We start from the raw sequence: 14927 nt of genomic DNA, 5'->3' as shown, positions 1-14927 counted from the left end.
TCATCATCATTTTAAAAATGGGGGATTAGCTCAGCTGGCTAGAGCGCCTGCCTTGCACGCAGGAGGTCAACGGTTCGACTCCGTTATTCTCCACTATCTTTAAGAAGATAGAATATAGAAAAAAAGAATATAGATTAAGTCTATACTCTAATCTCTATTTTCTTAATCTAAAAAGAAAAAGTTCATTGACATATTGAGATAAGAAAATAATAAAAAGTAGAAAGCGTTTTTATTGAGTAGCAATACAAAATATAAAAACAAAAAAAAACGGTCATATTAAATTATGATTGGTACAATAAGCAAAATAAGGGCGTATGGGGGATGCCTTGGCTCTCAGAGGCGATGAAAGGCGTGATAAGCTGCGAAAAGCTACGGGGATCGGCACACACGAATTGATCCGTAGATACCTGAATGGGGCAACCCACTATGTTGAAGACATAGTACACCGATAGGTGGGCAAACCCGCTGAACTGAAACATCTAAGTAGGCGGAGGAGAAGAAAACAAAAGTGATTCCGTAAGTAGTGGCGAGCGAACGCGGATTAGCCCAAACCAACCATGTTACGGCATGATTGGGGTTGTAGGACCACGAGATTTCTTGCACAAAGAATTAGAATCTACTGGAAAGTAGAACCATAGAGGGTGATAGTCCCGTATAGGTAATGAGTGTAAAGGATAGTGGTATCCTGAGTAGGGCGGGGCACGTGAAACCCTGTCTGAATTTGGCGGGACCATCCGCTAAGGCTAAATACTCCTGAGAGACCGATAGTGAACCAGTACCGTGAGGGAAAGGTGAAAAGAACCGTGAATAACGGAGTGAAATAGATCCTGAAACCATACGCTTACAAGCGGTCGGAGCCCTTTCGTGGGGTGACGGCGTGCCTTTTGCATAATGAGCCTACGAGTTAACGTTGCTGGCAAGGATAAGTGGTTAAGCCACGGATCCGTAGCGAAAGCGAGTCTGAATAGGGCGCTTTAGTCAGTAGTGTTAGACGCGAAACCGTGTGATCTACCCATGGGCAGGTTGAAGCTGTGGTAACACACAGTGGAGGACCGAACCGGTTGACGTTGAAAAGTCTTCGGATGACCTGTGGGTAGGGGTGAAAGGCCAATCAAACTCGGAAATAGCTCGTACTCCCCGAAATGCATTTAGGTGCAGCGTTGTGCATAAAGTTATATAGAGGTAGAGCTACTGATTGGATGCGGGGGCTTCACCGCCTACCAATTCCTGACAAACTCCGAATGCTATATAATGTTTCACAACAGTGAGGGCTTGGGTGCTAAGGTCCAAGTCCGAGAGGGAAAGAACCCAGACCATCAGCTAAGGTCCCCAAATATATGTTAAGTTGAAAGAACGAGGTTTGTCTGCCCAGACAGCTAGGATGTTGGCTTGGAAGCAGCCATTCATTTAAAGAGTGCGTAACAGCTCACTAGTCGAGCGGACGAGCATGGATAATAATCGGGCATAAACATATTACCGAAGCTATGGATTTACAGTTTACTGTAAGTGGTAGGGGAGCATTCTAACAGGGTTGAAGGTGTATCGTAAGGTATGCTGGACTGGTTAGAAAAGAAAATGTAGGCATAAGTAACGATAATGCGGGCGAGAAACCCGCACACCGAAAAACTAAGGTTTCCACAGCTATGCTAATCAGCTGTGGGTTAGTCTGGTCCTAAGGCGAACCCGAAAGGGACAGTCGATGGCTAACGGGTTAATATTCCCGTACTACTAATTACTGTGATGGGGTGACGGAGTGATGAAAGCGCCGCGAACTGACGGAATAGTTCGTTGAAGTACCTACCTATAAGCTGTGCAGGCAAATCCACACGGCTTGGGGAAATACGATAGTACTCGGAGACTTCGGTTGAAGAGATAGTGCGCCTAAGGGCTTCCAAGAAAAACCTCTAAACTTCAGGTAATTAGTACCAGTACCGTAAACCGACACAGGTAGTTGAGGAGAGAATCCTAAGGTGCTCGAGAGATTCATGGCTAAGGAATTAGGCAAAATAGACCTGTAACTTCGGGAGAAAGGTCGCCAGCAGCAATGCTGGCCGCAGTGAAGAGGTCCAGGCGACTGTTTATCAAAAACACAGGGCTCTGCAAAATCGTAAGATGAAGTATAGGGCCTGACACCTGCCCGGTGCTGGAAGGTTAAGAGGAGATGTTATCTTCGGAGAAGCATTGAATTGAAGCCCCAGTAAACGGCGGCCGTAACTATAACGGTCCTAAGGTAGCGAAATTCCTTGTCGGGTAAGTTCCGACCTGCACGAATGGTGTAACGATCTGGACACTGTCTCAGCCATGAGCTCGGTGAAATTGTAGTAGCGGTGAAGATGCCGCTTACCCGCAGTGGGACGAAAAGACCCTGTGCACCTTTACTATAGCTTAGTATTGACCTTGGATAAATGATGTGTAGGATAGGTTGGAGACTGTGAAGTGGCGTCGCTAGGCGTTGTGGAGTCATTGTTGAAATACAACCCTTTGTTTATCTGAGGCCTAACCCCGTGATTGCGGGGGACATTGCTTGGTGGGTAGTTTGACTGGGGTGGTCGCCTCCAAAAGAGTAACGGAGGCTTCTAAAGGTTCCCTCAGTACGCTTGGTAACCGTGCGTAGAGTGCAATGGCATAAGGGAGCTTGACTGAGAGACATACAGGTCGATCAGGTACGAAAGTAGAGCATAGTGATCCGGTGGTTCCGCATGGAAGGGCCATCGCTCAAAGGATAAAAGGTACGCCGGGGATAACAGGCTGATCTCCCCCAAGAGCTCATATCGACGGGGGGGTTTGGCACCTCGATGTCGGCTCGTCACATCCTGGGGCTGGAGAAGGTCCCAAGGGTTGGGCTGTTCGCCCATTAAAGTGGCACGCGAGCTGGGTTCAGAACGTCGTGAGACAGTTCGGTCTCTATCTACTGTGGGCGCAAGAAATTTGAGTGGATCTGATTCTAGTACGAGAGGACCGAATTGGACAAACCTCTAGTGTATCTGTTGTTCCGCCAGGAGCACCGCAGAGTAGCTACGTTTGGAAGGGATAAGCGCTGAAAGCATATAAGCGCGAAACCCACCACAAGATGAGATTTCTTTTAAGGATCGTGGGAGATGACCACGTTGATAGGCTATAGATGTAAAGGCAGTAATGTCATAGTCGAGTAGTACTAATAATCCGTAAGCTTATGTACACCTTTTCCCCACACTACGGTGTGGGGGAGAAACTTTCTAAATAAATTATATTTTTTCTTTATCTCAGTGTGTTAAGATATTGTTCACTTGATAATTACTAAACAAGAATTAGTAATTAACACTTGAAAAGTTGTCCAAAGCAACTAACGACCTTAAGGTGGTTATTGCGGCGGGGCTCACCTCTTCCCATCCCGAACAGAGTAGTTAAGCCCGCCTGCGCAGATGGTACTGCAGTTATGTGGGAGAGTATGTCGTCGCCTTTCTTTAAAACCCTGTTTTAACCAACAGGGTTTTTATTCTTATCTATGAATAATAGATTAGGTACCTTAGCTCAGATGGTAGAGCAATGGACTGAAAATCCATGTGTCCCTGGTTCGATCCCTGGAGGTACCACATAATGCTCGGATGGTGAAATTGGTAGACACGCTGGACTTAAAATCCAGTGAACAGCAATGTTCGTGCGGGTTCAAGTCCCGCTCTGAGTACTAAAAACTCCAATTGGCTTTTGCTGATTGGAGTTTTTTTATTTTCTCTAATTACTAGGAATAATAGAGTATCATGGGGGATCAGGTTCAAAAGTTGTGTTTATGCAAAAATGTTGGGTCAAAACGAATACGGATCAATACATAAACCTGCGATGTAGCAAGAATTTTTTTTGTCGAAATTTTTTTAACCACAATCTTGTCTTTCTGAGGTACGAAGAATCTCGGATTAAGCGTTATTTTTGGGGACTAGTATAATTATGCATATAATTTAGTTAATCTATAGAGAAAGAATTCAATATCTCTTACACCTCTGAACTGAGCTCTAAATTCCTTTATTTTGGCATTAAAAGATTCTGCCGAAGCATTTGTACTTCTATTATTAAAATAGTTCAGAATCGATTCGTAATGTATTTGTATTGATTTTGCGATGGTATTGAAAGACCTAAATCCAGAATCTTCTACTGTATTATACCATTGGGCTAATTTTAATCTTGCTGTATTTTTATTGGTATTGTTCTCGTAGATATAACATAGACCTTGCGCTAGTTTGTAAGCTTTTTTAATTGATGGATATAATTCAAATAATAGCTGTGCTCTAAGGGCTTGTGAAGTCGTCCATTTGTTTGGAGTTTTAAACAATACATATCTAGAGCGTGCTAAAAGCTGTTTTTTAGTATCTCCGTTTGAGAGTAGTTCTGGACTGTATGGTTTTCCTGTATTTTTACTTCTTTCGTATTGAATATTCTCTTGTTCTATAATCTCCCATCTTAATTTTATTCGCTCCTCTTGAACAGCTTGAGTAGCTAGTTTTTGTACATGAAACCTATCAGTGACAATTCGAGATTTAGGGAAACATTTTTGTCTTCCCACTGGTTTTCATATTGATCCCTTTGAACACAAAAAAAAGCAGCGCTTTTTTCGTGTTTTAGAACGCTTTAATTGCTTTCATAATTAATTAGTGTATCTAGAGGAAAATGCTTTAAAATTAAGCTAAACGAGTATTGGCTCTTATGTATGCATAAAAAAAGCCCGCTCAAGAGCAGGCTTACTATTTATTTGAAATTCTATTTATCTTCAGTGTCTTGAGTTTCTTCTAGATCTTCTGATTTTCTACCTATTTTTATTTTAGGATTATCTTTGGTTCCTTTGATTATCATTGGAATTCCTATGATTCCTAAAGGGGGTAAGCCTAATCTCATTTTAATATTTAATTTACCATCTAAACTAGTCGTTCCTTCTATTCTTGGTCTGAAACCTGCAAATTTGAATTTGAATCGTTCTAAGGTAATTATATTGTTTTTTATGCTACTCTTAATGTCAACTTTAGTGATTTGTGGATTTTTAATCGCTTCATGATTCGTTGTCTTGCTAACTGCATTGAACATTTTCATGCCATAAAGTTTAATGTCTTTTACAGAAATTACACCTTCACCAACTATCGACGGATAAACAGGTTCCATATTGGCATTAAGACGTCCTTTTAATTTGTAATCTAAAGAAACAGTACCTTGTGCTTTCTCTGCTGCACTTGCCATTTTTCTAAACATTTCAATCTCATTATAAGCTTTTTTAACGTCAAAATCAGTTGCTTTGATGCTGTAGTCAAATAAAGCTTTTTTCATCGTTAAAGATTGATAAGTGGCGTCCATGGTTACGTCACAACCTATTAAATTAAAACCAGTATTTTGCATGGTTAAAATTCCTTTATTCATCTTAAGATTTCCTTTTGCATTATTTAAAGCAAGTTTGTCAAAGTTAACTTTTTGCGCGTTTGCTTGAAATTGTAAATTAAAATTCTTCGGAATTATGATAACTCCCGTTTGTGTAACCTCTACTTTAGGAGTTTCGATAGTTTTTGTACTAATACTTTCTGTCGTATTACTTGTTTCAATTGTTGTACTCGACATAAATTCATCGACATTGATATACTTTGAATTTATAGTAAATGATCCTTTTAAAACACCATTTTTGGTTGTCATAAAATTAAAGACATTTTGTAAATATCCATTCATTTTAAAATCTGACTGACCATAGGTTGACATAAAGTTTTTGAAAAACATTTTGTCTTGGTTTATTTTAAAAATCCCTTCTTTGATAATGAATTTCTTAGGTAGGTATTCAGATACAATACCAATATTTTTTATTGCTAGAGTTCCTTTGTTATTGAGTTTGCTATAGTTTCCTTTTTCTGCATCACTTTGTTTTCCTTTTAAAACTAAGTCAGCTTTAATCGAGCCATCTAAATCTAGTCCTTTTTGTGAAAAAACTCTATATATTTTGCTTATATCTAATTCTCCTTTTGCTTTAATATCATAAGCAAGATCATTAAAGTTACTTAAGTCTGCAGTAATAAAAAAGGGTTTTCCTTCGAAGGTTATTTGCGCAGGAGCTAATTTGACTTTCAAATCATCAAAAGTTCCTTTTTTATTATCAATTTTTGATACAATATTTATGTCAGTAATTGGATTTGGATAATACTTAGTCTTTATATACCCGTTTTTTAGGTCTATACTCCCTGAAGTTACAGGGAAAAGTTTCTTTTTTAAATCAAATATTCCTTTTGCTTTAACATGTCCAGTAAGATTCCCTTTTAATTCAATGTCTGGAATTCCTAATGCTTGAGTTAGTTTTTCTAGATCTATCTGGCTGTTTAAATCTACGTCTACTTCAGGAGTATTTACTCCTTTTACATAAAATTTAGATTTTAAATGATCTTTATTGATATTTAAAGCTAAGTTTTTTGCATCAACAATTAAAAGATCAGGATTTAATGAAGGTAATTTTGTGTTTACATCTAGATTTAAATTTGAAACAGGAAAGGAGCTTTTATTATAGTTCACAAACCCATCGTTTATTTTTAAATCGACATTTAAATCAGGAGCAATGTTTTGTGAGGCAATATATTTACCTTTTAAAGTAAGTAATAGATTTGTATTTCCTTTTAAATCTGTTTTTGATAGCCAGGTAATGAATTTAGGAGGGAATGCTGTGAAAACATCGTGTAACTGACTATTGTCGGATTTCACGATGAAATCAATATTATACCCATCTTTTAAGAAATCAAATTTTCCTTTAAAATCGACTATAAGCTGATTTATTTTTAAATTGTTTTGTTCAAAAAGAAAAGATAATGAGTTTATATTTACTTTGGTGATCAAGTCAGCATCTACCTTTTTATTCATTAAATAAGGTTCGTTCTCATATAAGATATTAAGTTTTTCAATTTTTGCTTTAGAATATAAATCGAAAATATCTTTACTTAAATCTCCTTTTCCAGTGTAATTAAATCCAAAAATATCAAAATGTAGCTTTGTTGATAAATCATCGTAGACTATTTTACTATTAATGATTACAATTTTCTCTAATTTTAAAGAGGAGTCTTCGTTACCACTCTCAGCTGTTTTTTCTGCTTCAGACGATTTATAAACGTTATAATTTGCTTCTCCATTTTTATTAACTTTTACATTGATAAAAGAATTAGACAAATATATTTGGTCGATACTGACAGTTTCTCCAAAAATCAAACTACTTATATTGATACCAAAAGAAACTTCTTTTGCAGTAACAAAGTTTTCTTTTTGAAATGGAGCCGATCCATTTAATTTTAAATCATTTAAAGTTAATGTCAGTGATGGGAAATGATGGAAGAACGAAATAGTAGCATCTGAGTAGTTCAACTCAGCATTAAGTTTTTTATTTGCTGTTTTTTTTATCTCTTCTTTTATCTTGTCCGAAAATACATAAGGAGTTATAAAAAGCAATGCTAAAATAACAACAAGCCCTATTCCAATGTATTTTACTATTCTGTATAAAATGGGTTTCAAATTACTATTTGCCATAATATGGGGGGAAATAAATTAGTTTTTATCCGTGAATAGTTTCTTGTTTGCCATAATTGGTAATAATTGAAGTTTCAAATTCAATCCATTCAGCCCAACGTTTATCAACATCTATGTTGTCTGTGTACTTTCTTGCAAAACCAAGGAAAGTAGTGTAATGTCCAGCTTCTGAGATCATTAAATCACGATAGAATTTTGCTAATTCTTGATCTTGGATATTTTCTGAAAGAACTTTAAAACGCTCACAACTTCTTGCTTCTATCATAGCAGAAAACAACAAACGGTCAACCAATGCATCTTTTCGACTACCATCTTTTTTCATGAATTTAAATAACTCATTTACATAATGATCCTTACGCTCACGGCCAAGAGTCAATCCTTTTCTTTTAATTAAATCATGCACCATTTGTAAATGTTCTAATTCTTCTCTTGCAATTACTAGTAGTTCTGTTACTAATTCTTCTAATTCTGAGTTGTAAGTTATCAGACTTATAGCATTTGAAGCAGCCTTTTGCTCACACCACGCATGGTCGGTTAGAATCTCTTCGATGTTCGATTCGACAATGTTTACCCAACGAGGGTCTGTAGCTAATTTTAATCCTAACATGATATCTAATTTATAACCTACAAAATTAGTGTTTTATTCCTGATTTTTGGATTATATGATGAATTTGCCACTTAAATAGTATTATTTTGTAGCTGAAATAAAATAGAATATGAGTGAGCTTAAAAGGCTGTTAATAATCGGTTTTGTGTGGCCTGAGCCTAATTCATCGGCGGCGGGTGGAAGAATGATGCAATTAATTTCAATTTTTAGAGAGCAAGGGTTTGATATTACATTTGCTAGTCCAGCTTTGGATAGTGATTTTATGATTGATTTACCTGCATATGGAATTGAAAAAAAAACGATTGCTTTAAATTGTTCTAGTTTTGACGAGTATGTAAAAGAACTAAATCCATCGATTGTTTTGTTTGATCGGTTTATGATAGAAGAACAATTTGGATGGCGTGTGTCTGAAAATTGCCCAGACGCCTTACGTATTTTGGATACAGAAGATTTACATTGTTTACGTCAAGCGCGTCAAAAAGCATTTAAGGAGAATAGAAGTTTTGTAATTACTGATTTATTGACTGAGGAAGTTGCTAAACGTGAAATCGCTAGTATTTTGCGTTGTGATTTGTCATTGATGATTTCTGAATTTGAAATGGAGTTGTTGCAAACAGTATTTAAAATTGATGCTTCATTATTATATTACTTACCTTTTTTATTAGAACCAATTTCAGAAGAAATACTAAATGAATTACCTTCTTTCGAAGAAAGAGATAATTTTATTTTTATTGGTAATTTTTTACATGAACCCAATTGGAATACAGTTCAATATTTAAAAGAATCAATTTGGCCTTTGATAAAAAAGCAATTACCCGATGCTGTATTAAATATATACGGAGCTTATCCGTCGCAAAAAGTACTACAATTGCACCAGCTTAAATCTGGATTTTGTATTATGGGGCGTGCAGATGATGCTCAAGCGGTAGTAAAACAATCCCGAATAGTTTTGGCTCCAATACGATTTGGTGCTGGTCTAAAAGGGAAATTAGTCGAAGCTATGCAAGTTGGAACACCGAGCGTTACTTCAACCATAGGTGCAGAAGCGATGTGTGGAGATTTGCCTTGGAATGGTTTTATCGTTGATGATCCTTCTGATTTTGCAAATGTGGCTGTGACTTTGTACCAAAATAAAGAAATTTGGAAGGAAGCGCAAGTAAGGGGGATTGAAATTGTTAATTCTCGTTATTTAAAGGATGATTTTGCTTTAGATTTCATCAATAAAATAGAGTATTTACAATCTAATTTAATCTCACATCGTATTAATAATTTTATGGGAAGCATATTACAGCATCATACCTTAAGAAGTACAAAGTATATGTCTAAATGGATTGAGGCTAAGAATAAAATTTAAATCATAGTTTTATTAAACCCTACTGTTTCCTGATGCAATTATGGTGTTACAGTAATTTTTGTTGAATTGCATCTTGTGATATTGCAAAATTTGATGATGCTTCATCTTAGTGCATTGAGAATTTACGTTATGAAATGGCTAATTTTTCTGAGTATAAAAAATCCCGATTACTATGAGCAATCGGGATTGTATAAGACTATTTGTTTAGTAGGTTTTCTACACTCTGAATTGTTGTAGCATGATAACCAGATTTTGCTTTATCAAAAATTTGCTTTGCCCAAACTTTGCCTTCAGGAGTTTTTACCATCTCTTTATAAAGTGTCATTAAAGATCCTGTTCTACTAGTGGCAATCATAAATTGTTCTATCGCTGGATAAGCTACGGTGTATTTATGACGAATTGCAGGAACAAACCATTGGCGCTTAATTACAAAGTTACCGCCTTTAGTAAAATTGAATTCAGCATCGATTTCGGCCATTTCTTTAGGAGTAATGTCCTCTGGGAGGTAATCTATGAAATGTTGTTTTTCTGTAGTTGATTTTATTTTTTGGCTAAGTCCTTTAATACCTGTTTTTCTCCAAGTTTTTTGAATTTTGTCTATAGCATTAAAATCTTCAGAATTTACAGGAGTTATATTTGATGGTACTCCAGGTTTGTAAATCCAATCTTCAGCTTTTATTTTATCAGCTAAAGCTTTATCATTTTTTATAAGATTTTCGTTTAGGTAGTTCACGAAATCTTCTGTTGTTATTGATTTAAACGCATGTGCATCAAAATAATTTTTAATAAAAGCATCAAATTTTTCACGACCAACGGCATGTTCGATAACTTTTAAAAATTCATATCCTTTTGCATACGGAATTTGATTTATTCCATCATCAGGATTTTTTCCGGTAAGTGATACTTTTAAACGGCTATCTGGATTAGTTTTTCCAAATTCTGCGATATTATCATCTAATTCTTTACGGCCTATAACATCTTGCATTTCGGCTTCTTTCTTTCCGAAAATTTCTTCACCAATTCTATGTTCTACATAGGTAGTGAATCCTTCGTTAAGCCAAATATCATCCCAAGTAGCATTGGTAACTAAGTTCCCGCTCCAGCTATGTCCTAGTTCGTGTGCTAATAAACTCGTAAGTGAGCGATCTCCTGCTAAAACTCCAGGAGTTAGGAATGTTAAGTTTGGATTTTCCATTCCGCCATAAGGAAAACTTGGAGGTAAAACTAATACATCATATCGTCCCCAACGGTAGGGTCCGTATAATTTTTCGGCAGCAACTACCATTTTCCCTAGTTCGGCAAACTCCCAAGCTGCTTTTTTAAGTACAGATGGTTCTGCGTAAACACCTGTTCTGTCATCTATAGATTGAAATTGAATGTCTCCAACTGCAATTGCCATTAAATAAGATGGTATTTCTTTGTCTTGTTTAAAAGTGTAAACTCCTGTGTCGTTTTTCTGTTGTGGATTTACAGCACTCATCACAGCCATTAAATCTTTAGGAACAGTAACTTTTGCAGAATAGGTAAAACGAACACTAGGGGAGTCTTGACATGGAATCCAAGTACGTGACCAAATGCTTTCGCCTTGCGAGAAAAGAAACGGATGTTTTTTATCTGCTGTTTGTTGTGGCGTTAACCATTGTAAAGCAATAGCATCTTTGGTTGTGTTGTAATAGATGTTTACTTTAGTAGTATTTGGTTCTATTGTTATATGTAGTGGTTTACCGTGTAATTCAACTGCTGTACCAAGCTCAAATTTGGTTTCTTTTTCATCATCACCTAATGTAACTTTGGTAATGTTAAGTGTATTTTCGTCAAAAATAATTTCGTTGCCTTTGCTAACATTGTCGATTAACCAAGAAGCTTTTCCTGAAATTGATTGTGTTTCAAAATCAACTTTAATATCAAGATCTAAGTGTTTTACTACGGCTAAATCAGGTTTTGAGAAAGAGTGTTCGTCTTTAACAATTGTTGGTTGTTTTGCTTCTTCTTTTTTCTGACAAGCCAGAGCTACCAAAAAGAGGGTTAGTAGAAATATTTTTTTCATTTTTATAAAAAATTGGTTTAAAATGTAAATTAAATAAAAAAATCCCATTTTGAAAGTTCAAAATGGGATTTTTAATAAATATAACCTTCGATTTCGCTCAGGTTGGCAAAATTATGCCAACATTGTAACTGGGCTTTCGATGTATTGTTTCAATGTCTGTAAGAATTGAGCACCTGTTGCACCATCAATTGTTCTGTGGTCACAAGCTAATGATAACATCATTGTGTTTCCTACTACAATTTGACCATTTTTAACTACTGGTTTCTCTACAATTGCACCTACTGATAAAATTGCTGAGTTTGGTTGGTTTATAATAGAATTGAATTCTGTAATACCAAACATTCCAAGGTTAGAAACTGTAAAAGTACTTCCTTCCATTTCTTGTGGTCCAAGTTTTTTGTTCTTAGCTCTTCCAGCAAGATCTCTAACGCTAGCACCAATTTGAGATAAGCTCATAGCATCTGTGAATTTCAATACAGGTACTACTAATCCGTCTTCAACAGCTACTGCAACACCAATATTTACATGGTGGTTGATGATGATAGCATCCTCTTTCCACTGTGAGTTAATTTTCGGGTGTTTTTTCAATGCTAAAGCACAAGCTTTAATTACCATATCGTTAAATGATACTTTAGTATCTGGAACGCTATTTATTGTAGCTCTTGATTGCATTGCTTCATCCATGCTTACTTCGATCACTAAGTTATAGTGTGGAGCTGTAAACAATGATTCTGCTAAACGTTTTGCAATAATTTTTCGCATTTGCGAATTTTTGATCTCTTCGGTGAAAACTTCACCAGCAGGAACAAAAACTTTTGGAGTAGCTACAGTAGCTTCTGGAGCTTTAGCAGTAGTTGCGGCTGGTTGTGCAGGAGCAGTAGTAGCGGCAGTTGCAGGTGTGAAGTTTTCGATATCGCTTTTTACGATACGTCCGTTTTCACCAGTTCCTTTTACTTGTGATAGTTGTATTCCTTTATCCGAAGCAATTTTCTTAGCTAATGGAGAAGCTAAAATTCTTTTTCCATCGCTAACTACTTCAACTGTTTCTGCTGTTTCTTGAGCAGGGACAGTTTTAGTTTCTTCTGTTGCTTTTGCAGGAGCAGTTCCTCCAGCAGTATAGTTTTCGGCAATACCAGAAATGTCAGTTCCAGCAGGTCCAATGATAGCTAATAAACTATCAACAGGAGCTGTGTTTCCTTCTTGTATTCCAATGTATAATAATGTTCCTTCGTTAAAAGACTCAAATTCCATTGTTGCTTTATCTGTTTCGATTTCAGCAAGAATATCGCCTTCAGCAACAGCATCTCCAACTTTTTTCAACCAAGTCGCAACTGTACCTTCGGTCATAGTGTCACTTAAACGAGGCATAGTAACTACAACAACACCTTTTGGTAATTCAGTTGCAGTTTTTGCAGGAGCAACAGCTTCTGTAGTTGCAGCTGGTGCAGCTTCAGCTTTTGGAGCTTCAGTAGCAGGAGCATCTCCTCCAGCGATTAATGCCGTAACATCTTCGCCTTCTTCTCCTATGATAGCTAATAAACTATCAACAGGAGCAGTTTCTCCAGCTGGTATTCCTATATATAAAAGAGTTCCTTCGTTGAAAGACTCAAATTCCATTGTTGCTTTGTCAGTTTCAATTTCAGCAAGGATATCACCTTCGCTAATTTTGTCTCCTACTTTTTTAAGCCAAGTTGCTACCGTTCCTTCCGTCATAGTATCGCTCAAACGAGGCATTGTTACTTTTATCGCCATAATATTTTATAGTTTATGAGGTGTAAATGGGTAGTTTTCTTGTGCGTATACCACATCATAAAGTTGTTGTAAGTCTGGATATGGAGATTCTTCAGCAAATTTCACACATTCTTCTACCAAGTCTTTTACTCTTTGGTCAATAGCTTCAATTTCTTCTTCTGTAGCAAATTTTTGATCAACAATTACGTCAAGAACTTGTGTAATTGGGTCAATTTTTTTGTATTCTTCTACTTCTTCTTTAGAACGATATAATTGTGCATCAGACATTGAGTGTCCTCTGTAACGGTATGTTTTCATTTCTAAGAATGTTGGTCCATCACCACGACGAGCTCTTTCAACAGCTTCGTACATTGCTTCTGCAACTTTCACTGGGTTCATTCCGTCAACTGGTCCACAAGGCATTTCGTAACCTAAACCAAGTTTCCAAATATCAGTATGGTTTGCAGTTCTTTCAACTGAAGTTCCCATTGCATATCCGTTGTTTTCAACAATAAATACAACTGGAAGTTTCCATAGCATAGCCATGTTGAAAGCTTCGTGAAGAGAACCTTGTCTTGCTGCACCATCACCAAAATAAGTCATAGTTACACCACCTGTTTCAAAATATTTATCTGCAAAAGCTAAACCAGCTCCTACAGGAATTTGTCCACCTACGATTCCGTGACCTCCGTAAAAACGGTGTTCTTTTGAGAAAATGTGCATAGAACCACCCATTCCTTTAGATGTTCCTGTTGCTTTTCCTAAAAGTTCAGCCATTACACGTTTTGGGTCAACACCCATACCAATTGGTTGTACGTGATTTCTGTAAGCAGTTATCATTTTATCTTTTGTCAAATCCATGACATGCAATGCACCAGCAAGTACTGCTTCTTGACCATTGTATAGGTGAAGAAATCCTCTTACTTTTTGTTGGATGTACAATGCTGCTAGTTTGTCTTCAAACTTTCTCCAAAGTAGCATGTCTTCATACCACTTTAAATATACCTCTTTTGTAACTTCTTTCATCTGAATTCTTTCTTTTGCTAAAGTGTTTCTGTTATCAATTGTTGCCTATAGCGCAAAATAGTTTCCTCCCACAAATTTGCGCCCGAATGGGTCGGGATGCAAAAATAAGACATTCCTACTTAGAACTAAAATTTAAACGCTACTATTTGGCTTTTTTTACAAGAACTTTTTATCAAACATAAAAGGAAGTAAGTTTTTTAGTGATGCCGATTGGTAAACTGCGCCAATTTCGCCCATGAAATAAATTTCTATTGGAGTCTCTTGTTTTATTTCATATTCTGCAATTGATTGTCTGCAAGAGCCACATGGTGGAATAGGGGCTTTTGTCTGGTTTGTATCTGAAGCAGCTGAAATTGCGATTTTTAAAATTTTAGCTTCTGGGTAAATTGCTCCCGCATGAAAAATCGCTACTCGTTCAGCACAAAGACCTGAAGGATAGGCTGCGTTTTCTTGATTTGAACCTAAAACAATTTTACCATTGTCTAAAAGTAATGCTGCACCAACTCTAAATTTTGAATATGGAGCATAGGCTTTTTTGCGAATAGCAATTGCTTCGTTCATTAAGTCTTGAATGTCTTTTGAAAGTTCTTCGATAGATTCAAAAACTGAAAACTGGGTTGTAATAGATATTTCTTTCATTATATATTTAGGAAAAAAAA

General features: G+C 36.5%; 8 protein-coding genes, 3 tRNA genes and 2 rRNA genes. 6 read left to right on the top strand and 7 right to left on the bottom strand.

From position 1 onward, the window contains the following. Nucleotides 1–19 precede the first annotated feature (19 nt). The 5 genes from QWY99_RS17970 to QWY99_RS17950 all read left to right on the top strand — a co-directional run bounded on the left by QWY99_RS17970 (nucleotide 20) and on the right by QWY99_RS17950 (nucleotide 3664). Nucleotides 20–93: transfer RNA gene (locus tag QWY99_RS17970), tRNA-Ala, on the top strand. A gap of 200 nt (nucleotides 94–293) precedes the next feature. After that, nucleotides 294–3178 (top strand): 23S ribosomal RNA (locus tag QWY99_RS17965). A 154-nt stretch (nucleotides 3179–3332) separates the two neighbouring features. Further along, nucleotides 3333–3442, top strand: a 5S ribosomal RNA gene (rrf, locus tag QWY99_RS17960). A gap of 57 nt (nucleotides 3443–3499) precedes the next feature. Continuing rightward, nucleotides 3500–3572 (top strand) — tRNA-Phe (locus QWY99_RS17955). 6 nt (nucleotides 3573–3578) lie between these two features. Then, nucleotides 3579–3664, top strand: a tRNA-Leu gene (locus QWY99_RS17950). A 255-nt stretch (nucleotides 3665–3919) separates the two neighbouring features. Here the strand turns inward: QWY99_RS17950 and QWY99_RS17945 are convergent. From QWY99_RS17945 to QWY99_RS17935, 3 genes are all read right to left on the bottom strand, one after another. Then, nucleotides 3920–4534 (bottom strand): ISAon1 family transposase, encoded by a 615-nt coding sequence (locus tag QWY99_RS17945; RefSeq protein WP_290267095.1) that lies wholly within the window; start codon nucleotides 4532–4534, stop codon nucleotides 3920–3922. A 194-nt stretch (nucleotides 4535–4728) separates the two neighbouring features. Beyond that, the gene (locus tag QWY99_RS17940; protein WP_290267094.1) at nucleotides 4729–7503 is read right to left on the bottom strand and encodes an AsmA-like C-terminal region-containing protein; all 2775 of its coding nucleotides are present in this window, start codon (nucleotides 7501–7503) and stop codon (nucleotides 4729–4731) included. A 25-nt stretch (nucleotides 7504–7528) separates the two neighbouring features. Then, entirely contained in the window at nucleotides 7529–8110 is a 582-nt protein-coding gene (locus QWY99_RS17935) for a MiaE family protein (RefSeq protein ID WP_229989805.1), read from the bottom strand. Nucleotides 8111–8219: 109 nt separating this feature from the next. On the opposite strand from QWY99_RS17935, the gene QWY99_RS17930 reads away from it, so the two are divergent. After that, the gene (locus QWY99_RS17930; protein WP_290267093.1) at nucleotides 8220–9464 is read left to right on the top strand and encodes a glycosyltransferase; all 1245 of its coding nucleotides are present in this window, start codon (nucleotides 8220–8222) and stop codon (nucleotides 9462–9464) included. Between the two features lie 196 nt (nucleotides 9465–9660). Here the strand turns inward: QWY99_RS17930 and QWY99_RS17925 are convergent, their stop codons facing one another. The 4 genes from QWY99_RS17925 to cdd all read right to left on the bottom strand — a co-directional run bounded on the left by QWY99_RS17925 (nucleotide 9661) and on the right by cdd (nucleotide 14907). Continuing rightward, a complete protein-coding gene (locus QWY99_RS17925; RefSeq protein ID WP_290267092.1) occupies nucleotides 9661–11511 on the bottom strand; it encodes a hydrolase/aminopeptidase in 1851 nt (616 codons plus the stop codon). Nucleotides 11512–11622: 111 nt separating this feature from the next. Continuing rightward, on the bottom strand, nucleotides 11623–13263 hold the full coding sequence (locus QWY99_RS17920) for a dihydrolipoamide acetyltransferase family protein (RefSeq protein ID WP_290267091.1): 1641 nt from the start codon (nucleotides 13261–13263) through the stop codon (nucleotides 11623–11625). Between the two features lie 6 nt (nucleotides 13264–13269). Continuing rightward, nucleotides 13270–14268: a pyruvate dehydrogenase (acetyl-transferring) E1 component subunit alpha gene (gene pdhA / locus QWY99_RS17915; RefSeq protein WP_290267090.1), complete on the bottom strand. Its 999-nt coding sequence runs from the start codon at nucleotides 14266–14268 to the stop codon at nucleotides 13270–13272. Nucleotides 14269–14424: 156 nt separating this feature from the next. Beyond that, nucleotides 14425–14907, bottom strand: coding sequence for a cytidine deaminase (gene cdd, locus QWY99_RS17910; RefSeq protein ID WP_290267089.1), 483 nt, complete (start codon nucleotides 14905–14907; stop codon nucleotides 14425–14427). Nucleotides 14908–14927 lie beyond the last annotated feature (20 nt).

Source organism: Flavobacterium branchiarum (genome assembly GCF_030409845.1).
Classification (GTDB): Bacteria; Bacteroidota; Bacteroidia; order Flavobacteriales; family Flavobacteriaceae; genus Flavobacterium; species Flavobacterium branchiarum.
Note: the sequence above shows the minus strand (reverse complement) of the source record. Positions and strands in the feature narration are given on the sequence as shown.